General features: G+C 66.6%; 13 protein-coding genes and 1 pseudogene. 8 read left to right on the top strand and 6 right to left on the bottom strand.

Annotated elements, in window-relative coordinates:
- Positions 1–10 precede the first annotated feature (10 nt).
- The 3 genes and pseudogenes from ACLJEU_RS12010 to ACLJEU_RS12000 form a co-directional block, all read left to right on the top strand.
- Entirely contained in the window at positions 11–1,414 is a 1,404-nt protein-coding gene (locus ACLJEU_RS12010) for a DUF1501 domain-containing protein (RefSeq protein ID WP_414662979.1), read from the top strand.
- Positions 1,411–3,528: a hypothetical protein gene (locus ACLJEU_RS12005; protein WP_414662978.1), complete on the top strand. Its 2,118-nt coding sequence runs from the start codon at positions 1,411–1,413 to the stop codon at positions 3,526–3,528. Before ACLJEU_RS12010 ends, ACLJEU_RS12005 begins: the two co-directional genes overlap by 4 nt.
- A gap of 253 nt (positions 3,529–3,781) precedes the next feature.
- Positions 3,782–3,919, top strand: a pseudogene (locus tag ACLJEU_RS12000) (ThuA domain-containing protein); the annotation flags it as partial.
- 47 nt (positions 3,920–3,966) lie between these two features.
- Here the strand turns inward: ACLJEU_RS12000 and ACLJEU_RS11995 are convergent.
- Both ACLJEU_RS11995 and ACLJEU_RS11990 read right to left on the bottom strand, forming a co-directional pair.
- Positions 3,967–5,313 (bottom strand): hypothetical protein, encoded by a 1,347-nt coding sequence (locus ACLJEU_RS11995; protein ID WP_414662977.1) that lies wholly within the window; start codon positions 5,311–5,313, stop codon positions 3,967–3,969.
- 134 nt (positions 5,314–5,447) lie between these two features.
- On the bottom strand, positions 5,448–8,369 hold the full coding sequence (locus ACLJEU_RS11990; RefSeq protein ID WP_414662976.1) for a TonB-dependent receptor: 2,922 nt from the start codon (positions 8,367–8,369) through the stop codon (positions 5,448–5,450).
- Positions 8,370–8,543: 174 nt separating this feature from the next.
- On the opposite strand from ACLJEU_RS11990, the gene ACLJEU_RS11985 reads away from it, so the two are divergent.
- The 5 genes from ACLJEU_RS11985 to ACLJEU_RS11965 all read left to right on the top strand — a co-directional run bounded on the left by ACLJEU_RS11985 (position 8,544) and on the right by ACLJEU_RS11965 (position 16,055).
- Positions 8,544–9,410, top strand: a complete 867-nt coding sequence (locus ACLJEU_RS11985; protein ID WP_414662975.1) for an amidohydrolase family protein — start codon at positions 8,544–8,546, stop codon at positions 9,408–9,410.
- Positions 9,407–10,330 carry an amidohydrolase family protein gene (locus tag ACLJEU_RS11980; protein WP_414662974.1) on the top strand — a complete coding sequence of 308 codons (924 nt, stop codon included), beginning with the start codon at positions 9,407–9,409 and terminating at the stop codon, positions 10,328–10,330. The genes ACLJEU_RS11985 and ACLJEU_RS11980 overlap by 4 nt, the downstream gene beginning before the upstream one ends.
- 166 nt (positions 10,331–10,496) lie before the next feature.
- The gene (locus ACLJEU_RS11975) at positions 10,497–11,933 is read left to right on the top strand and encodes a sulfatase family protein (RefSeq protein WP_414662973.1); all 1,437 of its coding nucleotides are present in this window, start codon (positions 10,497–10,499) and stop codon (positions 11,931–11,933) included.
- 152 nt (positions 11,934–12,085) lie between these two features.
- Positions 12,086–14,677, top strand: coding sequence for a DUF1800 family protein (locus ACLJEU_RS11970; protein ID WP_414662972.1), 2,592 nt, complete (start codon positions 12,086–12,088; stop codon positions 14,675–14,677).
- 19 nt (positions 14,678–14,696) lie between these two features.
- The gene (locus tag ACLJEU_RS11965; protein WP_414662971.1) at positions 14,697–16,055 is read left to right on the top strand and encodes a DUF1501 domain-containing protein; all 1,359 of its coding nucleotides are present in this window, start codon (positions 14,697–14,699) and stop codon (positions 16,053–16,055) included.
- A gap of 231 nt (positions 16,056–16,286) precedes the next feature.
- Here the strand turns inward: ACLJEU_RS11965 and ACLJEU_RS11960 are convergent, their stop codons facing one another.
- The 4 genes from ACLJEU_RS11960 to ACLJEU_RS11945 all read right to left on the bottom strand — a co-directional run bounded on the left by ACLJEU_RS11960 (position 16,287) and on the right by ACLJEU_RS11945 (position 22,929).
- Positions 16,287–17,300, bottom strand: coding sequence for a ThuA domain-containing protein (locus ACLJEU_RS11960; protein ID WP_414662970.1), 1,014 nt, complete (start codon positions 17,298–17,300; stop codon positions 16,287–16,289).
- A 64-nt stretch (positions 17,301–17,364) separates the two neighbouring features.
- Complete coding sequence (locus tag ACLJEU_RS11955) at positions 17,365–18,474, bottom strand: alpha/beta hydrolase family protein (RefSeq protein WP_414662969.1); 1,110 nt, start codon at positions 18,472–18,474, stop codon at positions 17,365–17,367.
- Between the two features lie 75 nt (positions 18,475–18,549).
- Entirely contained in the window at positions 18,550–20,208 is a 1,659-nt protein-coding gene (locus ACLJEU_RS11950; protein WP_414662968.1) for a hypothetical protein, read from the bottom strand.
- A gap of 153 nt (positions 20,209–20,361) precedes the next feature.
- Positions 20,362–22,929: a DUF7133 domain-containing protein gene (locus ACLJEU_RS11945; protein ID WP_414662967.1), complete on the bottom strand. Its 2,568-nt coding sequence runs from the start codon at positions 22,927–22,929 to the stop codon at positions 20,362–20,364.
- Between the last annotated feature and the right edge of the window lie 150 nt (positions 22,930–23,079).

Genomic DNA, 23,079 nt, shown 5'->3' with positions numbered 1-23,079 from the left:
CCCGCCCGCCATGAACGATTCCTCCCCGGCTCCGCGCGCCTCCGCCACCCCGCTCGGCCTGCGTCTCAGCCTGCCGATGACGCGCCGCGACGCCCTGCGCGTCGGCGTGTTCAGCACCGCCGGACTGCTGCTGGGTCACGGCCGCGCCGCCGGCGCCACCAGCGCACCGCCGGCGGTGACGCTCCCCGCCCGTCCGCCGCGTGCGGCCAAGGCCAAATCGGTCATCCAGATTTTTCTCTGGGGCGGCATGTCGCACAACGACACCTGGGATCCCAAGCCGGACTCGGGCTACGAGTACATGGGGGAGTTTCGCAACGCGATCCCGACGAACGTCGACGGGATCCAGATCGGAGAACTGTTTCCCAAACTCGCGCAGCAGGCGGACAAGTACTCGCTGATCCGCAGCATGACGCACCGCAACAACGGCCATGAAACCGCGGCGTACCTCATGCAGACGGCGCACGCGCCCGGCGAGCGGCTCGCGTATCCGAGTGTTGGAGCCGTTTTCGCCCACTTCAAAAGCGCCGGCTACAAAGGCCTGATTCCACCGTACGTCGTGCTCACGCAACCGCAGGGGCGTTTCTCCGAGGAGGGTTTTCTCGGTCCGCGACTCAAACCCTTCGCGACCGGCGGCGATCCCAACGCGCCGCGCTTTGAAGTCGAAGGCGTGATCTCGCGCGGCCTGACCGAGGCCCGCCAGAAGGCCCGCCGTGAGCTGCTCGGAAAACTGGATACGATGGGTCATGCCTTCGCCGACCACCCGCAGGTCATGGCCTCTGAGGAGGCGCGCCAGCAGGCTTACGAGCTGATTCTGGGCCCGGGCCGCGAGGTGTTTGATCTGGCGCGGGAGAAGCCCGAGCTGCGCGACCGCTACGGCCGCCACACGTTCGGCCAGGACTGTCTCGCCGCGCGCCGCCTGGTCGAGGCCGGCGTGCCGTATGTGGTCATCAACTACCCGGGCGGCTGGGACACCCACAGCAATCATTTCGCCACGATGCGCCGGCAATGCCCGCAGCTCGATCAGGGCCTCGCGATGCTGCTGCAGGATCTCAAGGACCACGGCCTGCTTGAAACCACGCTCGTCTGGTGCTGCGGAGAATTCGGTCGCGGCCCGAAGGTCGACTGGCAGCCGCCGTGGAATGGCGGCCGCAATCACTACGGCAACGTCTTCACCTCGCTCGTCGCCGGCGGCGGATTCAAGGGCGGCCACGTCGTCGGCGCCTCGGACAAACGCGCCGAGGAGGTGAAGGATCGGCCCGTTTATCCGGTCGATCTGCTCGGCAGCATCTACGCGCTGAGCGGGATCGACGCCGCCGCGACGCTGCCACACCCGATGGGCGCGGAGGCGCATGTCCTGCCCGCCGCCGCGGAAGGCGCGAAGTCGGGAGGGTTGTTAACCGAAATCATGACATGAAGCTCACCGCCCCGCTGATCGCGCTCGTCCTTGCCGCATTCGCGCTGGCGCCGGCCGCGCTGGCGCAGCGGCGTCCGTATATTGGATACGCTTATCCGGCCGGCGGCCAGCAGGCCACGACGTTTCAAGTCAAGCTCGGCGGCCAGGATCTGGATGACGTCCACGCCGTGACGATCACCGGTGCCGGCGTTTCCGCCCGGATCGTCGAGTACCTGCGCCGCCTCAACAACCAGGAGATTCAACTGCTCAACGAACAGCTGAAGGAGTTGAAGCGGGTCAACGCGGACGCCGCGACGGGTGCCGCGAGTGCCGAGGCGGTTGAGCTGAGGGCATTGCAGCTGAAGGTCGAACGCCGCACGCGCGAATGGGTGCAGACGCCCGCCTGCGTTTCGATTGCGAGTGTGGTTCTCATCGAAGTGACCGTCTCACCCGAGGCCGACGCCGGCGCGCGTGAGCTGCGACTCGTGACGGCGCGGGGCGTCTCCAACCCGCTCCCGTTTCACGTCGGCCAGTTACGGGAATACGCGCGCCCGCCGATGGCCACCGCGCTCCTGCAGGTCCTCGGCAAGGAGGCGGCGGCGTTGCGCAAACGTCCGGCCACCGAGGCGGAGGTCCGCATCGGCCTGCCCTGCACGCTCAACGGCCAGATCGCCTCGGGCGAGGAGAACCGCTACCGCTTCGAGGCCACGAAGGGCCAGCGGCTCGTGATCGCCACGCAGGCGCGGCAGTTGATTCCGTTCGTGGCAGACGCGGTTCCGGGCTGGTTCCAACCGGTGCTGGTGCTCAAGGATGCCACGGGCCGCGAGGTCGCCTACGCCGACGACTTTCGCTTCAAGCCCGATCCGGTCATCCTGTACGAAGTGCCGCAGGACGGTGACTACGTGATCGCAATCCGCGATGGCATTTACCGGGGTCGCGAGGACTTCGTGTATCGCATCACGGTCGGCGAGCTGCCGTACCTCACGAGTCTCTTTCCCCTCGGCGGACAAACCGCCTCCGCATTGCCCCCGAGCATGAGCGGCTGGAACTTAGCTGACGCACAACTGTCCGCGATCGCCGGTGAACCCGCCGCCTCCGCGTCCGCCCTTGGCGCGAGCCGGCTGGGCTACCAGTCAAACGCCCTGCCCTTCGCGTGGGGCGAACTCCCGGATGCCACCGATCGCGAGCCCAACAATGCCGCGGTCTCCGCGCAGGCCATTGCACTGCCCGTGATCATCAACGGCCGGATCGATCGCCCGGACGACTGGGACGTGTATGAGTTCACGGGGCAGGCGAAGCAGATCGTCGTCGCCGAGGTTCAGGCCCGCCGGCTCGATTCGCCACTCGACGCCGTCATCAAGCTCACCGATGCGGCTGGAAAGATCGTGGCGTTCAACGATGATCGCGAAGACCTCACCGCCGGACTCAACACCCACGCGGCGGACTCGTATCTCACGGCCCGCCTTCCGGCCGACGGCACCTACCGTATCCACATCGGTGACACCGCGCGCCAGGGCGGTTCGGACTATGGTTACCGGCTGCGCGTCAGCGGGCCGCAGCCTGACTTCGAGCTGCGGGTCGTGCCGTCGAGCGTCAGCCTGGCGGTCAACTCCAGCGCCACAGTCACGATCTACGCCGCCCGCAAGGACGGTTTCAACGGTCCGATCAAGCTGATGCTGGCCGAACCCACCGCCGGTCTGAGCGCCGCTCCGGTTACGCTCTCCGCCGGTCAAACCACGACGCGGCTCACGTTGAAAGGCCCGTCCGCCGCCACGGCGCAACCGGTGCCGGTCGTGATCGTCGGCCGCGCGAAAATCGGAGAACGCGACGTCGAGCACGAGGCCGTGCCGGCGGAGGATCGCATGCAGGCATTCCTGTGGCGGCACTTGGTTCCCGCGCTCGACCTGGCCGTGCTGGTATTCGATCCGAAGATCCAGCCGGCGCCGAAGCGGGTCGCCCGCCCGTTGCCCGCGCCCGCCGCGGCCAAGGTGAATCCACCGCCCGTGAACCGGCCGAAGTTCACCCCGCAACAGATCACCGGCCGACTGCGTCAGTTGAAGCTGCTCTATGAGGAAGGTCTCCTCACCGACGCTTTCTACGCGGAAAAAGTGGCTGAGTGCGAACCCGCCTCGTGACGCCCTCCGCCTTGTCGATCACCTGATGAAACGGCCCCACTCCGCACCATCGCCGGGCTGGGCCTCGGCGCGCTGTCCTTGCTCGCCGCCGACCCGCGCGTCCTGGCTTACCAGAGAAACGGCAAGGGCTTCATCCACGACAACCTCGCCGCGAGTGCGGCGGCGATCCGGGAGCTCAGCCGCGCGCACCCTTTCGACGTCGAGGTCACGGCGGATCCAACAGTAGGGAGCAGGTCCGGGGCGTTTACCTGCTGCCTGGTGCCACGAGTTCGAAGGCGCACGCGTGTTCTACACCGCGCTCGGCCACAAGATCGCCTACTACGACGACCCGACCTACCGGCTTCACCTGCTCGGCGGCATTCGCTGGGTGCTCAAGCGGCCGGAAAAGTAAACGCAGCTTCCCTCCGCGATCGCATTGCGCGGCAGGTCCGGCGTGCCTCACTGCCCCGGCCGCACCCGGGCGTAGGTCTCACGCAGGACCCGGACCGCTGTATCCGCAATCAAACCACCGGCCTCATCCGTGCCCGCGCCCGCCACGCCCATCTCGTAACCGCCCCGGACCTTTTCGCCCGGCATGCCGACATAGTGCACGCCGACGCCATTGGAGTAGCCCAGCACCAGCGTCTGCGGAAACGGCGACCGCTCGCGAATGGCGGTGCCGATGTCGGTCAACGGCTCACCCGGAATGGCGACAAACGCCAGCGATCCGAGTGCGATGACCTGGATTTCGACCGGCACCGAGTCGGCACCGACGCGGGACTTGCCGGCCGGCGTCAGCGGCAAATCCACCGTCGCGCGCCCGGCCACGAGCGGCGCGGCGGTCAGCGTGACGCCGTAACGCATCGCGAGCTGAGCCTTGCTGGCAAGCCCGCCGGCCATCGTGGCCACCGCGGCCTCGCCGCGCCGCCAGGGCGTGATGTCGCCCGCGCAGCCCTGCAGGAAAAGACTCTCGCCTCCGAGCAGTGACGAGATCGTGCGCGACGCGGCGCCGGGCCAGTCGGCGGAGATCCCGGGGTTCGACGGATAGATCGAAACCGAGTGCAGCGCCACGTGGTAGAGCGAAGCGACGTTTTTCTTCTCCGCATCCTGAAACGTCACGACGGAGAATGTCCGATCCATCGGTCCGAACGTGGCGCCGCCGTACAGCACTTCGGCGTTCCAGTCGGGATGCGTGTAGCCAAGCGCCGGAGCCGGCTTGGTTTCGGCGAGCCCCCACGCGGGAGCGCGCGGCCGGCGGTTGTAGAGATATTCGTTCACGGCGACGCGACCGATGGCCACCGTCACGGGCTTCGCCGCCGCGATCGCCGCCTTGGTTGCTTCCACGCTCGCGGCCAGCAGACGCGCCATCCAACGCTTGAAGGGCGGAAACTCATTCTGCGCCGGCATGTGGCGGATCGCCCACCACGTGTCGCGTTCCTTGCCGCGATGGCCGCCGGTGTAGACGGGAGCCCACGGCGCGGAGTGGGTGTGACTCGCGTTGAGCAGGATGTTTTCACCCGGGATCGCAAGTGCCGCGCCGATCGCCTTGCGCACCTCGTCGCGCAACGACTCCGAAACGTCGACCAGGTCCCAGCGCAGGATCGCCGCCTTGACCCCGCCCTGCTCGAGCACGATCGCCTGGACGAACAAGGGATCGAGGACGGCCCCGTACGGTTTGCCGGTGACCCAATTCAGCACGTCGACTTCGGGCGTGATGTCGGCGCGGCCCGCACCCACGCGCAAGCCGGATACCGGTTCCGCCGCGTTCACGGCGAGGGCGAAAAAAAGCAACAGGAGGTGGCGCATGAGAAAAGAATGCCGGTGAAACGGCGGGGAGGCACTCTGAAAACAGAACTCCGCGGAGGGCGGCGGGGTGTGGCCGTCGTTTCTCCCTCCGCGGAATCGATCGCGAACGCGTTGAACGGTCGTCGGCGGCGCGCTTAGAACCGCCCCGTCACGCCGGCCACGACCTTGGCGACGACGATGCGGGTTTCGGCCGGACGATCCTTCGTGACGAAGTACGTCTCCGTGATCGGCGACTTGTTCAGGTTCTCGATGTCGCAGAAGAAACCGAGCCGCGGCGAATACGAGTACTTGGTCTTCAAGTTGACTTGGAACTTCGGCTCCGAATAGCGCAGCAGCGCCGGCGTGGCGGAACTGCCGACGAGATACGTGCCGCGCCAGACCGCGTTGAGGCGGATGTTGAAGCCGTGGCCGAGGTACGTGACCGCGACGTTGCCTGCCTTCGGCACGAAGCCGGCGACGAGCGTCGTGGCGGACGCGCCACCGTAGTCGCCCTTGGTGCTGAGCTGCGTGTAGTTCGCGCTGAAACCGAACCCGCGCCAGAAGCCCGGGAGGAACGTGAACTGCTGCTGGTAAGCCAGCTCGAACCCACGGTAACGCGCGCTGCCACCGTTGCGCGTCGTCGTGATGCGGTAGCCTTCATAGAGGCCACCGAAGCCGTTATCGGCGCCCGCCGGCACGAGTTGGCTGCTGTCGGTGAACTGAAAGTCGTTCACTTCCTTGAGGAACACGCTCGCGGTCAGCATGCCCACCGGCTCGAAGTAATACTCGACGGTGGCGTCGAAGTTATCCGAATACTGCGGACGCAGCGCGGCGTTGCGGGTGTTCACCGTTTGCGCGGTCTCGTTGACGCTGTCGAGCGGCATGAGATTCTCGAACGACGGCCGGCCGATGCCGTTGGAGTAGCTCAGGCGTGCGAGGAGATTCCGGTTCGGCGCGTAACGGAAGTGCACGCCGGGAAACAAATCGACGTAGTCGCCCTCGCGACGCTGGCGGCCGATGACCGTGCCGTTGGAAAGCTGCAGCGGGCCCTCGGCGTCCGTCTTCGTCTGCTCGACGCGCACGCCGCCGAGAATGGAAAACGCATTGAGTTTCGTGTGACCCATCACGTACCCGGCCAGCACCTGTTCGGTGATGCCGCGATCGCCGGCGGCCGCGGCGTTCACGCCGAACGGCACGTCCTCCCGCCAAAGACCGGGCAGGAGCGCCTGGTGGCGGGCGACGGCAAACGGGTTCGCCCACGGCGGCTGGCGGTAACCGGCGTTGGAATCCGACCACTTCGGCGTGGGATCGAGGAACTGCGCGAGGTTGTCGTCGGAACTGTTCTGCACGCCGTCCGCGCCCACGTAGTTGTAGCGCCGGGAGCGGTTCATCAGCTGGCGATCCTGCTGGCGAAACGTGCCGCCGAGCTTGAGATAGCTCGGGGCGGCGAGATCCAGCGTCTTCTTCACGTTGAGCTTCGCCGTCATGATCTCGTCCTCGCCTTCGCGATCCGGCTGGGTGACGAGCAGCGTGCCGTAGTTATCCAGATTATACAGGTCGGGACCGGCGGTCTGGACGATTTGCGGCCACTTCAGACTTTGGCGCCGATCGATGGTGAAGCCGATGCTGGGCAGGCGGTACGTGATCGTGGCCTTGGGGCGGGACTGGAAGTGCCGGCCGTTCGCCGAGTAGTCGTAGTAGGTCTGCGAGTTCGAGAAGCTCGCGCCGTAGTCGATCTCGAGTCCGGCAAAGCGGTGCTTCACCGACGGGACGAACTGGAACGTGCGGCCGGACTTGTCGTCGGTGCTCAGCGTGATGGCGCTGGAGGAGTTGGCGTTGGCCAGGACCTCCTCGAAGTAACTGGTGTAGCCGGGACGGAAGTTGGCGACGTTCGCCGTCGTGCCGAGCAGCATCGCGCGCGTGTCGTTGGTCTCATGGAACCAGTTGTAGGCGCTGTTGAACGTGAGCGTCGTGTGCTCGCTCAGCTTGTAGTCGATCTTGGCCCCCGTCGCGAGGCGGGTGCGGGGCGCGCCGGCCGGACGCGGCACCGAGACGTTCTGCACGTAATACGGCTCCACCAGCGCCGCCTGGTAATTCATGAGCGCCGCGGTGTCGCCGCCGGGCTGCGAGTGATACGTGGCCGTGAGCACGACGCCGATGCGCTTGTCGGCCCCGAGCCGGTCCTGGTAGTTGAAATTCAACGACGGGCCAACGTTGTCGATCGGTTCGCGCAGCCAGTTGTCGCTGCGGGTATAGTATTTCGGCCGCCACACGCCGCCGATGGAGTAGTTGAAGGTGCGGGGCTGGTTGCGGTCGAACGCGCTCTTCGAGACGATGTTGACGTTGCCGCCGATTGAGTCTGCGTCCATGTCCGGCGTCGGTGCCTTGGTCACCTCGATGGTTTCGATGTTGTTGAGCGAAGCCTGCTCGAACTCGAAGGTGCGGCCGGCGTTCGCCGACTGCGAGCTGGCGATGCGGTCGCCGTCCATCGTGACCGAGTTGAGCGCGCCATCGATGCCGCGAATCTGCACGGAGCGGACATCGGCGCCGACGTAGACGGCCGTGATGCCGGGCAGCTGCTGCAGCAGGTCACCGATGTTGCCGTCGGCAATGTTGCCGAAGCTGTCCGAGGCGACGACGTTCTTCACATTCGGCGCTTCACGCTGCCTGGTGATGGCGGCGGCGCTGCCCTCGCGCGGACCGGAGACGGTATACGCCTCGAGTTTGTAGATGCCCGCATTCAACGCGAAATTCTGCGTCACGCGCGCGCCCGGGCGGACATCGACGGTGATCTTCTCCGCCTCGAGGCCCGTGTAACGCGCGACGAGCGTCGTCATGCCCGCGGGGAGCGTCAGCTCGTAACGACCTTCGCGATCCGTGAGCACCGTGCGACCGGTGCCCTCGACCTCAACCACGACGCCGTCGAGGTAGGCATTGGTGGAGGCGTTGCGCACCTGGCCGGCAACGACACCGGAGGTTTGAGCGAGCGCGGGAACGACCAGAGCGGAAAAAAAGGCCGCGAGGCCCAACGCCAGTCGGCGGAAAAACAGCTGCGGAGTCAGGGTGCGTGGTGTCATGGTGGGTCGGAGGCAGAGCAAGTGGGATGCCCTTTGTAACCGTAAAGTTACTATTCCGCATTTCCGTCAACGAAAAAGCCCGCCGTCGGCGGCGGACCTTCAAAATCGTCGCGGCGTCGCGGCCTGATGCAGAGAGTGATTGCAAGAGTAACCAAGGCGTTACCAGATGCTCGCATGAACCGACGCCGGTTTCTCACCCACGCGATCGCCGCCGCCGCGGTGGCGCCCCTCGCCCCCGTTTCGCTCCAGGCCGCCGCGTCCGGCCTGATCGACACCAACACGTGGCTGTCGCACTGGCCCACCCGGCGCTCGTGGGCCGAGACACCTGTACCGCTCGTGGCCAAGCTGCGCGCACACGGCGTGACCGCCGCGTGGACAGGGAATTTCGATGCGGCGCTCCACAGCGACATCGCCGGTGCGAACGCCCGGCTCGCGACGGCTTGCGCGCGCGACGGCGGCGGCATCCTCATGCCATTCGGCACGGTCAATCCCGCGCTGCCCGACTGGGAGGACGATCTGCGCCGCTGCCAGGAGACGCACCGGATGCCGGGCGTACGGATTCTACCGAGCTATCACGGCTACGGTCTCGACGATCCCCGCTTCGCCCGGCTCCTCGATCTCGCCGCGCAGCGCGGCCTGCTGGTGCAAATCGTCGCCTCCATGGAGGACGATCGTTCGCAGAATCCGGGCTTCACCGCGCCGTTTCTCTCGGTCGCGCCCCTTCCCGATCTGCTGGAAAAGACGCCCCGCGCCCGCGTGATGATCCTGAACGGCACCTCGCGTATCCTCGGCGCCAACACGCCGCTCCTGCAGCGGCTGATCAAGGCGGGCACCTGCTTCGAGATCGCCACGCTTGAATCCGTCGCCGGCATCGAAACGTTGCTGCAGCGCAGTCCCGAAGTCCGCGTCGCCTTCGGCTCGCACGCGCCGTATTTCTATTTTGAGGCGGCGTTGCTCAAGCTTCAGGAGTCCAACCTCACCGCCGCGCAACTCACCGCCGTCCGCCACGGTCACGCCACTGCCGCCCTCGCCCGCTCATGAACCGACGCACGTTTCTCCAGTCCGGGGCGCTCGCCGCCACCACCCTCGCCGCCGGTTCCGCGAACGCCGCCGCGGCCGACGCCGTCGACACGGTTCCGAGCGTCTGGGGCGGCGACGAACTTCGCCGGCTGGGTTACTGGGACATCCACGCCCACGTCGGCACGCCGGGGGCCACGCCCGCGAAGCGGATGGAGGCGTTGATCAAGATCGCCGATCGCGTCGGCGTTGAACGCATCTGCATCTGCATGAGTCCGCCGTGGCAGTACGAACCCACCCCGGAGCAGTTCCGCCGCAGCAACGACGATGTCCTCGCGATCCTCAAGGAATGGAGTTCGCGCGTGTTCGGTTTCGTCTATCTGAACCCCGTGCACACCCGCGAGAGTCTGGACGAGCTCGAGCGGTGCGTCGCCGACGGCCCGATGATCGGCATCAAGCTCTGGGTCGGCACGCGCTGCAATCGGCCAGAGCTCGATCCGATCGTGCGGCGCGCGGCGGAGCTGAAGGCGCTCATTCTGCAGCACACGTGGATCAAACAGCGGGGCAAGGGCAACCTGCCGCAGGAATCCACGCCGATGGAGCTCGCCGAGTTGTCGGCGCGCCACCCGGGTGTGCCGCTTGTCTGCGGTCACACCGGGGGCGGCGATTGGGCCCTGGGCATTCGCGCGATCCGGGCGCGTCCGGAAATTCACGCTGATCTGGGCGGCGGCGATCCGGTTTACGGCGAGGTCGAAATGGCAGTGCGGGAGCTGGGCGCGAGCCGCGTCCTTTACGGCAGCGACGTCAACGGCCGCAGTTTTTCCTCCCAGATCGGCCGTATTCTCGGCGCGGATATTTCCGTCGCCGACAAAAAACTCATCCTGCGCGAGAATCTCCGCCGCCTGCTGCTGCCTGCGCTCCAGCGGAAGGGCATGAAGGAGTAGCCGGGCAAGGTGGATGCACCTCCGTCGGCGTTCGATGTTCGGGATTGAGGATTGGGCGGCGGCAACCTACGGAAAGGACGTTTCATTGCGCGCTTCGCGTGTCAGCGTACATTTTCCACTCTGCCGGCGGGACGCCCGCGCTCCCGGTTCAACCCCTGTCACCCTCATGCCCCGCATCCTTCGCTCAGTCCTTTTCCTCGCCAGCATCGCCGTCGCTGGTCTCGCCGCCGAACGGCTGCCCAACATCGTCGTGATCTTCACCGACGATCAGGGCTACGGTGATGTGGGTGTCTTCGGCGCCAAGGGCTACAGCACGCCGCACCTCGACGGACTCGCGCGCGACGGCGTGAAGTTCACCAACTTTCACTCCGCTCAGGCGGTGTGCTCGGCCTCGCGCGCCGGCCTGCTCACCGGCTGCTATCCCAACCGCGTCGGCATCCACGGCGCGCTCGGGCCCAACGCGAACCACGGTATCCACGCCGATGAGACGACGATGGCCGAATTGCTCAAGGCGCGCGGCTACGCCACCGGCATGGCCGGCAAGTGGCACCTCGGCCACCGCGAGCCATTCCTGCCGAATCGCAACGGCTTCGACGAATCCTTCGGCCTGCCGTATTCCAACGACATGTGGCCGTTCCATCCGGAAGCGAAGGCCGGCACGTATCCGTCGCTGCCCCTCTATGAAAACGGCCGGGTGATCGATCCGGAGATCACGCCGGAGAAAATGCGCAACCTCACCACGTGGTACACGGAGCGCGCGGTCTCCTTCATCGAGCGCAACAAGGAGCGCCCGTTCTTCTTCTACCTCGCCCATTCGATGCCGCACGTGCCCCTGGCCGTGAGCGACAAGTTCAAGGGCAAGTCGGCGAACGGGCTCTATGGCGATGTTATCATGGAAATCGACTGGTCCGTGGGCGAAGTGTTGAAGGCGCTCGCCCAGGCCGGCGTGGAACGCGATACGCTCGTCATTTTCACCAGCGACAACGGCCCGTGGCTCAGCTACGGCACGCACGCCGGCAGTGCGGGCCCGTTGCGCGAAGGCAAAGGCACCTCGTGGGAGGGCGGCACGCGCGTGCCGTGCCTCATGCGCTGGCCCGGCCGGCTGCCGGCGGGAGCGGTGAGCGACGATTACCTGATGACCATTGATCTGCTGCCGACGTTCGCCGGTCTCGCCGGCGCCAAGCTTCCGTCCCTTCCGATTGACGGCCGCGACGTGTGGCCGCTCCTATCGCGGCGCCCCGGTGCGAAGAATCCGCATGAGGGCTACGGCATCTGGTACGCGCAAAACGAGCTGCAGGCCGTCGTCAGCGGCGACGGTCGCTGGAAACTCATCCTGCCCCACACGTACCGCACGCTCGCAGGCCGACCCGGTGGCCGCGACGGCATTCCCGCCAAGTATGAAAATCAGAAGAATGCGGTGCCACTGCTGTTCGACCTGCAGGCGGATCGGGGCGAGACGACGGATCTCGCCGCGAAACATCCTGAGGTCGTGACGCGACTGCTCGCCTTTGCCGAAACCTGTCGTGCCGACCTCGGCGATTCCCTCACGCAGAGGACCGGCCAGGGCGCACGCCAGCCCGGCCGCATCAGCGCCGCGAAGTAGGACTGCGCTCCGTTCAGCCGGATTCGCGGCCTGCTTCCGCGATCACCAGGAGATCAACGCGCGAGCGCCCGGCGCGCAGCGCGGAGCGTATTCATCCGGCTTTTACGCAGCGGGCGCTTGAGCTTTCGACGCTCCTGCAATTGAAAGGCAACATGACGAAGCGCATCGTTGGGCTCGTGGTCATGGCGGTTTCAGTCTGCGCCGCCCAGGCGCAAAACATCACGGTCTACAGCAGCGGCAACGTCACGGTCGGCACGGCGCGCCAGCTGACCGCCTATGTGCCACTCAGTCCGAACACCGTGACGTGGTCGGTCAACGGCGTGAATGGCGGCGACGCCACCTACGGCACGGTCACCGCCAGCGGACTGTATCAGGCACCCGCGATCATTCCCGCGGCCAACACCGTCTCGGTTCGCGCCACCAGCACGGCGTATCCAAAAAAGTATGGCACCGTGAAGCTCACGATCACGCAACCGCCCGTGCAGCTCTGGAGTACCTCGCCGACCTCGGTCCCGGTCGGTCCGTTTGCCCTAAGGCTCAACGGCGCCAATTTCCACGCCGGTTCCGTCGTGAAGTTTGGCGGCGTCACCCTGCCGACCACCGTGCTTTCATCCACGAGTCTGACCGCCACCGGCACCGCCCTCAGCACGCAGGCCGGAACCAGCGTTGCCGTGGTGGTGGTCAACGGCGGCCTCGGCGGCACCACGAGCTCCGCGGTCCAGCTCAGGGTCACCGCGGCCCCTGCTGTCACCGTCGCCATCACCCCGGCCAGCCCTTCGGTGCCCGCGGGCGACACCCAGACGTTTCAAGCCACGGTCTCCGGTTCGACCAACACCGCCGTCACCTGGTTCGTGAGCGACATCGAGGGCGGTAACGCGATGGTGGGTACCGTTTCCAACACGGGGCTTTATCGGGCGCCCGCCACTCCCCCACCGTCGGCCGTCGCCGTGCGCGCCACGAGCGCGGCCAATCCCAGTGTCTCCGCCACCGCGCTCGTCACGGTGCTGCCACCGCCGCCGCCGCCGGTCGTAAGCGTCACGGTGTCGCCGGTGTCCGTCTCCGTCGCGCCGGCCGGGACCCGGCAGTTTACGGCCGTCGTGTCGGGCACGACAACCACCACGGTCACGTGGAGCGTCAATGGCGTGACCGGCGGATCCGCGGCGACCGGGAGCATTACCGCCGCAGGCCTCTACACCGCACCGGCCACGGTCGCGGCGCCGACGACCGTGAGTATCCGCGCAACCAGCACAGTGAGTGCAGCCGCGAGCGGCACGGCCAGCGTCACGATTGCGCCGTTCGATCCCGGCACGGGCCAGGGCACCGGGAATCTGGCGGCAGCGCGACTTCTGGAACAGGCCGCGTTCGGCCCGAACCCCGTCGAGCTGGCCCGCGTGAAGGGCATCGGCATTCCGGCGTGGATCGACGAGCAACTCGCCCTGCCCGAGACGGCCATCGCAAATCCCGGCGGCATGGGCATGGGTGCCGTCCAGTCGCAATACCTGAACCGGCTCTCACAGGCACCCGATCAACTGCGGCAGCGCGTCGCCTACGCCTTGAGCCAGGTGATCGTGATCTCGGCCAACAAGAACATCTATCCGGACGAGATCGTGCCCTATCTGCAGATGCTGAGCCGGCACGCCTTCGGCAACTATCGCGCGCTGCTCGGCGAGATCTCAACCAGCTCGCAGATGGGCAAGTACCTCGATCTCGCCAACAGCAACAAGCCCACCGCCGGCAGCGCGGCCAACGAGAACTACGCGCGGGAGCTGATGCAGCTGTTCACCATCGGGCTCTACCAGCTCAATTCCGACGGCTCGCGCCAGCTGGACGCACTCGGCAATCCGGTTCGCGCCTACGACCAGGCCACGGTGCAACAGGTCGCCCTGGCGCTGACCGGCTGGACCTACGCCGGCGCCGGCAACAACAATTGGGAGAACTTCTCCGGACCGCTCGTCGCCCGTGAGGTGAATCATGATACGAGCGCCAAGGCACTGGTCGGGATCACGCTGCCGGCGGGGCAGACGGCCGCCGCCGACATGGCCGGAACGCTCGACTGGTTGTTCAACCACCCGAACGTCGGACCGTTTCTCGCCACGCGCCTGATTCGCGCACTGGTGAAAAGCAATCCAACGCCCGCCTACGTCGCGCGCATCGCCGCAGTCTTTGATGACGACGGCGGCGGCACGCGCGGCAACCTGCGCGCCGTGGTGCGCGCCATCCTCCTCGATGCGGAGGCCCGCGCCGACGAGGCTGCGCCCGATGGCGGCCGACTGAAGGATCCGTTGTATCACGCGATGGCGTTCCTGCGCGCGCTCGGGGGCCACATCTCGGCCACCAATGTCCAGGCGTGGACCTTCAGCCGCATGAGCCAGACGCCGCTCGCGCCGGCGTCGGTCTTTGGCTTCTACTCGCCGCTGTTCCGCATCCCGCGCTCCACGCTCGTCGGCCCCGAGTTTCAGATCTACGGCCCCACCGAGGCGGTGCTGCGCGGGAATCTCTTCTGGGAGATCCTCTCGAATCCCGGCTCCGACTTCCCGGTCGACATCACGCCGTTCGTCGCGCTCGCGGGCGACACCGTCGCGCTCATCGACGCCGTCGACCAGACGCTGCTTTACGGCCGCATGCCCGCGGCGATGCGACAGAGCCTCGCCAACGCCATCAACGCCCAGGGCGACGCCGTCAGCAAGGCGCGCACCGCCCTCTATCTGACCTCACTTTCCGGATACTACGCCGTGCAGTACTAACTCCAACGCCCGCTCCGCCATGAATCATCCGCCCCTTCTCTCCCGCCGCGGCTTTCTGCAGAAGACTGGTCTCCTGGCCGCCGCCACCGGACTCGGCCGGCTGGGTTCGATCAACGCCCATGCGCAAACCGCCCCCGCCGACTACAAGGCCCTCGTGTGCGTGTTCATGCTCGGGGGCAACGACGGGCACAACATGATCGTCCCGCTGGCCGGCCCGGAACTGACAAACTACCGCAACGCCCGCGGCTCACTCGCGCTGCCCGACGGCAATACCCAGGTGCTGCCCGTCTCGGCGCTCAACGGCACCCCGTACGGCCTCAACGGCGGCCTCGCGTCCATTCATCCCCTCTGGGCCCAGGGCAAACTCGCGGTCATGGCCAATGTCGGCATGCTCGTGCGCCCGACGACACGCGCGCAGTATCAGGGCTCGACGGTCGGTCTGCCGACCAACCTCTTCTCCCATTCCGATCAAGTGATCTCGATGCAAGCCGGGGATCCGAATGGTTCCGGTGGCTCCGGGTGGGCAGGACGGATCGCGGACGCCACGCGCGCGATGAACGCCGCCTCGACCTTTCCGCCGGCGATCTCGGTCGCGGGCCAGGCGCTGTTCTGCTCCGGCAACGTGGTGCAATCCACCAGCCTCATCCCCGGTTTCGATCTCAGCGCCAACGGTCTCTCCGCCTGGCCCGCGAGCGCCGCCGCCGCCAAGGTGCAGGCGTTGCAGGAGATCGTGACGTTCAACAGCGGCCTCGCGCTGGTACAGGCCGCGAATGACGTGCGCGCCGACGGACTCGAGCTCAACGGCATGCTCACCGGCCTGGGCAGCGGCAGCGTGGCGACGGTGTTTCCCGGCACCGGCATCGGCCAGCAATTGAAACAGGTCGCGCAAATCATCCGGCTGCGCGCCGCCACCGGCATGAACCGCCAGGTATTTTTCTGCGCGCTTGGAGGTTTCGACACGCATTCCGCGCAAAGCTGGGCTCACATGGATCTCCTGCGGCAACTCGCCGACGGCATGGCGGCCTTCTACAACGCCACGGCGGAAATGGGCATCGCGGACAAAGTGACCACGTTCACCGCCAGCGAATTCGGCCGCACGCTGCAACCGAGCGGCAGCGGCACTGATCACGGCTGGGGCAATCACCAGCTCATCATGGGCGGCGCCGTGCGCGGCGGAGAACTGTACGGCACGTTTCCGTCGCTCGCACTCGGCGGCCCCGAGGACACCGGCTCCCGCGGGGTGCTCATTCCCACGACGTCACTCGACCAGTTCGGCGGCACGATTGCGCGCTGGTTCGGCGTCGCGCCGGAAGCGATGCCCTCCGTGTTTCCCAATCTTGGCAACTTCGCCACTCCGGACCTCGGGTTCGTGGCGTAATACCAATCGTTCCTTGCTTTTGGACTTCTGGATCGATCGTGGCTACGAGCGCCAGCGAGTGGCCGAACGACCACTCGCTGGCGCTCGTAGCCACGGCTAAAGTCCAAAGGCAAAGGGCGCTTGGTGTAATGCCGCTCAACGCACTCTTGGACAGAATAAACAGAATCGACGAAACTGCTCCGAGCGCGGCATTCCGTGAATTCTGTAGATTCTGTCCGACTAGCCCACGCCTCACGGCATCTTTAAAGTCCGTATCGCCGCCTGCTCCACCGGCAACTCGGCGGCCTTGGGCGCTGCGAGAGTGACGGCGCCCGTCGCCGCCCACTCGGTGCCGCGGGCAAACGTGATCTGAAAGCCGAGGCCGTTCACCGCTTCGACCGCGTGACCGAGCGTGGTGTGAAACACGCGGCCCTTGCCGTACGGAATTACCATCAGCATCGGTTCGTGCTCCTTGGTGCGATCGGAAATCGCCGACGCCAGCACGGTGACATTTTCCGCCGGTCCGCGGAGCCCGTGATAAAGTTCGTCCTTCGTGTGCAGCCACCGCGCCGGCAGGCCTCGGGTGATCGGGTGTGTGTTGTCGCGAACATCGACCACAAACTCATGCTGCGGTCCGTGGCCACCGCCCGGTCCCGCCGTCGGATCGTGAATCCATCCCGCGGCCCGCAGGCGCAGGTACGGTCCGGACTTTTCCGTGCGTCCGCCCCACCCACCGAGGCCGATCATCGTGTTGTACTCCGGCCAGTCCGGGAACGCGTTGTTGGCCGCGTGATACGACACGAAGCCACCGCCGCCCCGCACATAAGCCATGAACGCCGTCCGCACCGGCTCCGGCCAGGTCTCGCCGTTGTAGTTCGAGACGACGACCGCGTAGGCCGAGAACGCCGGGCGCCATTTCGCCCACTCGCCCGCGGCCTTGCGTGCATGCTCGGCTTCGGCACCGGCAAACGTCTTCAGTTTTTCCGCGTGCGCCGCCTTCTGTTCCGGAGTCGCGTCCTTCGGCAACCGCGGGGCCGCAGGCTTGGCCGCCGGTGACGTCGACACGTCGACCGTGAACCGGCCGGTGTCCTCGAGAATCTTTTTCAACAGCGGCGTGGTAGTGGCCCACGCGTGATTGTTCTGACCATCCACGATCAGGACTTTGAGTTTGGCCGCGGCGGCGTGCGCCTGGGTCGCGATCGCGACCAACAGCACCAGCGCCGCACTCGCGGTCCGGACGATTCGGGCAAGGGGTGAAAGAGGCATCGGTCGAGTAATGCAGCTTCCGGCGCTTCGTAAATAACAACTTGGCGCCCGCCGGACGTCCGGCTCAGCGCGCGGCTGATTGATTGAGGAACCGTTCGACCCACTGGTACGCCTTCTCGCGCATCTCGGGCGGAAAGTCGTGCTGGCAGTCGGGATGCTCGACCGCAATGCGATCGGCGACTCCGTGCAACTGATACACCGGACGTGCCGCGGCAATGACGCGGTCGACGCTCTGCCATTTGAAGTTCGCATCGCCGGTCGGCGACAAAGCGAGGAAGGCCCGGGGCGCGAGCGCGCCGATCAGCTCGTGAAAATCGAACGGAATCTCCTTCAGCCGCCCCGCGTAATCGGCGAGAGCCGGCATGTAACGATCCTGCGTCCAGCCCTGGCCCGGCCGCCACACCGTCGCCTGCTTCTCGGCGTAGTAATCGAGATACGAGTCGAAGCCGCAGCTCGACACGATGGCCTTGATGCGGGCATCGAACACCGCCGTGTAGATTGAATTATGGCCGCCGAGCGAGTGCCCCACGGCACCAAAGCCGGCGGTCGACACGCCGGGCGTCGCCGCGAGCACGTCGAGACCGCGGATGTTATCCCAAATCGCCTTCATCGTGCCGCTGCGATAGCCGAGGCCCTTCAGGTCCGGCTTGTAGGTGAAGAGATGCGGATACGGCGGCGCGAGCACCACGAAGCCGCGCTGCGCGAGTTCCTCGCCGTAGTTGCGGTTGGGTTTCGCGGTCGGACTCTGCAGTCCCACCACGGGCCGGTTGCCCTCGGTGTCGTTGGTCGGCATGAGCGCAAGAATGCCGGGCCGCGTGGCCTGGCCCTGCAGCACGACCTTGGGAATGAGCAGGAACGCCGGCACGCGTCCGCCCGGCTCGGCCGTGTACAGGATTTCGCGCCGCACGAAACTGCCGCAATCGGTCTCGCTCACCACGGTGACGTCGAGCGGTACGCGTTTCTCCGCGCCCGGCAACGGCCCCATCACGCTCTGCATGCCCGCCACGATCTCGGCGCGGCGTTTTTGCCAGTCTGCCGGCGTCTTCACCGCCGCGGTGCGGTCACCGTCGATGCGATAAATCAGCAGGTTTTCCCGATCCAGACGCTCGGCCCGCAGGGCGGCGCCCGACACTAACACGGCCAAGGTCATCGCGATTCGAATGCGCGCAATCATGAGTAACCGTATCGTTACCTCACGCCCGGGGTGTCAATCCGCTTCGTGCGAAACGCGGGGCGCGGCGCGTTCTCGCTAGCGCACGCCGACGCCGTAACGCAGGGGCGGCGTGCCGCGCTGATGCGCTCCGATGTCGGGCGCACGGCCGTCGATGCCTTCGCTGAAATTGGGAATCACCTCGCCGGCACCGACGCCCGGACTGCCGGCCGCGAGTTGAAAGCGTCCGGTGCGCGTCGCGGCATCGTAGCCGGAACCCGGCTCGTACACCGGCACGCCCCGAATGCCGTGCGCCTCGGTGCCGGGCGGCACTTGGCCGTTGTAGAGATCGTAGTCGTAACTGTTGTCCACGTTCAGCCGGTTGTTGCTGTGGCTGTGGCGTTCCGGCTCGCGCACCTCGATGATGTTGTTGCGCGACACCGTGTGCTTCACGATCCGCGTGCCGCCGAAGCCGCCGGTCGGCAACCATTCGTCGCCGCGAAACACGGTGTTGTTGAAGATGTACATGTGGCCGGTCATCCACTCCTCGCCACCGGCAAACCCCATCTTCAGGAAATTTCCGCCGCCGGCGTCGGGCTTCGACTGGCTGCGCGCGACGACGTTGTTCCAGATGTAGAGTGGCCCGATCGACGTCGCCGCATTCGCAATCATCATCATCGCCTGCGTGATGTAGTTGCCCCAGATGCGAGTGTTGCGGTTGCCGCCCTCGACTTCGAGCCCGTCGTCCCAGCAGTGGCTCACGACATTGCCGTAGATGTCCGAGTCCGGACCGGGCGCGCCGCGAAAGCTGCCGTTCGCGCCGCCGCCGATGCCGTCGTTGAACATGTGCGCGAGGTCGGACCAGCACTCGTTGTAACGAATCACATGGTTCCCCGCGGTGTCGAAGAGGCTGATCGCCTGCGGCCCGGCGGAGTGCGTCGGATACGTCGGCTCCGACCAGTTGCTGCCATCGCACGCGGGCGTGTGCAGCCGGCAGCGCTGCACGACGAGCTGCTTGAGTCCCGGCGCGCGCGAGTAGATCGCGGAATCAAGATTCACGCCGAAGCCGGTCTTGGGATTGAGCCGGCCCCAGTCGGAAATGTCGCAGTCCTCAATCACGATGTTCCTGCCGCCCTTGATGAGAATCGCGCCAGTGGGTTTGGGATTCGCGCCCGCCGGTGCCCCTGCGCCCTTCAGCGTGAAGCCGCGCACAATCACATACGACGCCTCGATCGTGATGCAGCTGTCGTGGAGATGGCGCACGTCGATCGTGGTCCCGCGGCCGTCGTAGACGCGATAGGCTCCAGGCGAGCCCGACTCCGTGATCACCAACGGCGCCGCGCGGTCCGTGACGCGCACCGTCTCGCCTGCCGGGAAGGCTTCGCTCCACGTGGAGGCGGTGAGCTGCGTGGTGGTCGCAGTTCCGGCGAGAGTGAGTTGCACCTCGTAGGTGGTGCCGGGTGAAAGGTTCACCATGCTGCCGCGATAGTCGGTCAGGTCCTCATCGGTTTTCGCGATCGGATTGTAGCGCAGGGGCAACGCGTCCCGCCAGGCGGCGGCCCCCTGCACCCGATAGCGCACGAGCACCGCCTTATCCGCCGCGCCGCCCGCGGGTGACCAGTACACGCTGAGACAGTGAAACGTGGGTACGGCGAACGCGCCGCCGGCCGCGACGGCGGCCCCGCCGCTCTCCGTCTGCGCGAAGGCCCGGAACGCACCCGCAGCGCAGAGAAACCAGGCGAGCAGACGGATTTTCATGGACGAAGGTCGCGTGGACGCGATGCAGTTGAAGGTTGAAAGGTGAAAGTTGAAAGATCCGATCCGAAGCACGTTTCATCCTCGGGAAACAGAGGGCGCTCTGCTGGCTCTTTCACCTTTCAACCTTCACCTTTCAACTCTGCACCCGCCCGTTCAGCGAAACTGCGCCAGCTCCTCCGGGCTCCACGCATCCGAGTGTCCGGCGGTCGCGGCTCGGATGGCCTTTACCTGCGCCGGTTCGACCGGGCCCGCGGTGTGCCCCCACTCGCGCCGCAGATAGGTGAGAATCGAGGCGATCTGCGTGTCATCGAGCGCCGCGCCGAACGCTGGCATGTCGCCCGTGTGCACGCGACCGAGCACCGTGATGGGACCGCGGATACCGTGCAGCACGATGCGAATCGGGCGCTCGACCGAGCCGAGCACCCATTCGGAATCCAGCAGCGGCGGCGCGAGGCCGTCGAGGCCGCGGCCGGTGATTTGGTGACAGGCCGCGCAGACGGCGCTGAACAGCGTCTTGCCGGTTTCGAACCGCGTCTGCTGCTCTGCGGTCAGGGGCGTCACTGCAACCGCGGCCGTGACGCCCGGCTTGCCGGGCCAGACGATGACGTCGCTCAGTTTCGCGAGCCGCGCCTTCGCCGTCGCATTCTTATCCAGCTCGGACCAGCCCGCAGGCTGTCGGGCAAACTGCAGCGGACGCCGCGACGAACCGACGCTGGGCGAAAGTCCGTCGAGCAACGCCACCGCGCGCTTGGCTCCGCCGGACTTCACCGCGTCGCCCGCGAGCGCGAGGACGCGCTCGACGGCAGGCAGCTGACGCGAGCCGAACACGCCGCGCACGAGGCCGGTCATGATCTTGTTGGCCTCGACATCCTCGGCACTCCAGCCGGCGTCGGCCGACAGGGTTTCGAGCAAGGCGAGCTCTTGATTGGCAAGCCCGCTGAACAGGGCGTCGCGCAGGTAGGGGTTTTCTGGAGACGTGCGCGCAATGTCCGCCAGCGCGCGGGCGACGGTCACATCGTTGAGCGCGCCGAGACTCAGCACCGCCTGCAACTGCACGTCGCCGGACGGGTCGCGCGCGAGTGCCAGCAGCCGCGCCTTCACCTCGGCCCCGCCCTCACCGGCGAGAAAACGTTCGCTGAGCCGCATTCCTGCGATCCGCACCGTGGCGTCCGCATGGCCCAGCGCCGCCATCACGTCCGCCCGTTCGAGCGCGCCGATGCCGTCGAGTGTCCACAGGGCGTGCACGCGACCCGCGGGCCGATCGCTCTGCAACGCCACCGCGCGAATTGCCGGCACCTGGGCGCGGTCACGGCGTTCCACCAGCGTGCGCTGCGCGGTCTCACGCCAGAAGGCGTTCGGATGCGCGAGACGTTCCACCCACTGCGCCAGGCTCAACGCGGCGGGCTGCGTGGCGCGCGGAGCGGGACGATCCGCCGGGACGATCCGGTAAATGCGGCCGAGGTGCTGCGGGTCGGCGAGCTTGCGATCCTCGCTCTGCTTGCGGAGGTAGCTCGTCAGCGAGATGCGGTGCTGCAGCACGCCGCGATAAAGATCGACGATGTACAGCGCGCCGTCCGGTCCGGTGGAAAACGCCACGGGGCGGAAACGTTCGTCGGTCGACGCGAGGAATTCCTTCTTATCGTAGGCGTTCTTTCCGCGCACCGTGCCGTTCTCAAACGCGAGCACCGAGCGCCGCACAAAGTTCGCCGACGGTTCCGCGACGAAGAGATTGCCGTACAACTCCGGCATGAGATCGCCGCGATAAATCCACTGGCCGCCCGCGGCGGTGAATTCCTTCAACCGGCCGTCGCGCAGCATTTCGGGTCGATAGCCGCGGTTGATGCCGGGATTCACGCGTGCCGGCCACACGAGCTGGTTGTCGGCGGCGTTCACATTCGTGCCGGCGAGGCGCGGCGTGTTGGGATTGCGCTGCAGGTAATCCGAGAAAATCACGTCGACGCGCAGGTGATCGCTGTTGGATCCGTGATACAGGTGACCGTAGTCATCCTGCGTGAGACCCCACTGGCCGCGGAAGATCGTGGCGCCCGTTTCCCACGCGCCGTTCACGTACCGGAACTTCCGGGTGTAGGCCGCGCTGTAGATCCAATTGTCGTACGACCAGAGCAGGCTGTTCGGTGCGCGCTCGGGATTCGCGAGATGCGGCCGTTTCGGATCGACGCGAACGCCGTAGTCGGTGGCGACGACGTCCTTCTTGTCGGCCTTGCCGTCGCCATCGGTGTCGCGCCAGAGCGCGAGCTCGGGCGGCGCGCCCACGAGCACGCCGTCGGCCACGAGGGCGATGGCCCGCGGCATGACGAGCTGATCGACGAAGACCTTCGACTCGTCGTAGCGGCCGTCGCCGTCACGATCGGTCAGAACCACGATCCGACCGACCGGCTGATCCTCGCGCGAACCGTCGAGATCGTTCATGTAGCCGCGCATCTCGGCGACCCACAGCCGGCCATCGGGACCAAATGCGATGGCGACCGGCTCCTGCACGAGCGGCTCCGCCGCGGCGAGCTCGAGCTTGTAGCCCGGCGCGAGCGTGAAACTTCGCAGCGCCTGTTCGGGCGTCAGCGCGGGCGCCGGCGGAATCTGGTCGGCGGGCACCAGCGATCGCTGGACCTCGCCCGCCTTGTCGGCGCGATCACCGATCTGGGCGAAGAGACCGGTCGACAGACACAGGGCCAGCAGAGTGCAGGTGCGAAACAAGGTGGGCATACAACAGGATGGCGGTGGGAGGAAACAGTGGGAGCCGGGCGATCCCGTCCGCAAGGCGCGCAGCGCAGACGGCATCGCCCGCGCTCCGGCCTGGGACGCTTCCGCCCGCGTCAGTCCTCCCAGAAAACGCCTTGACTCGACCCTGCGTCA

The organism is Terrisphaera buseokensis (genome assembly GCF_047521145.2).
GTDB lineage: Bacteria > Verrucomicrobiota > Verrucomicrobiia > Opitutales > Opitutaceae > ER46.
The sequence above is the reverse complement of the archived record's forward strand: the minus strand, read 5'-3'. Positions and strand labels throughout refer to the sequence as shown.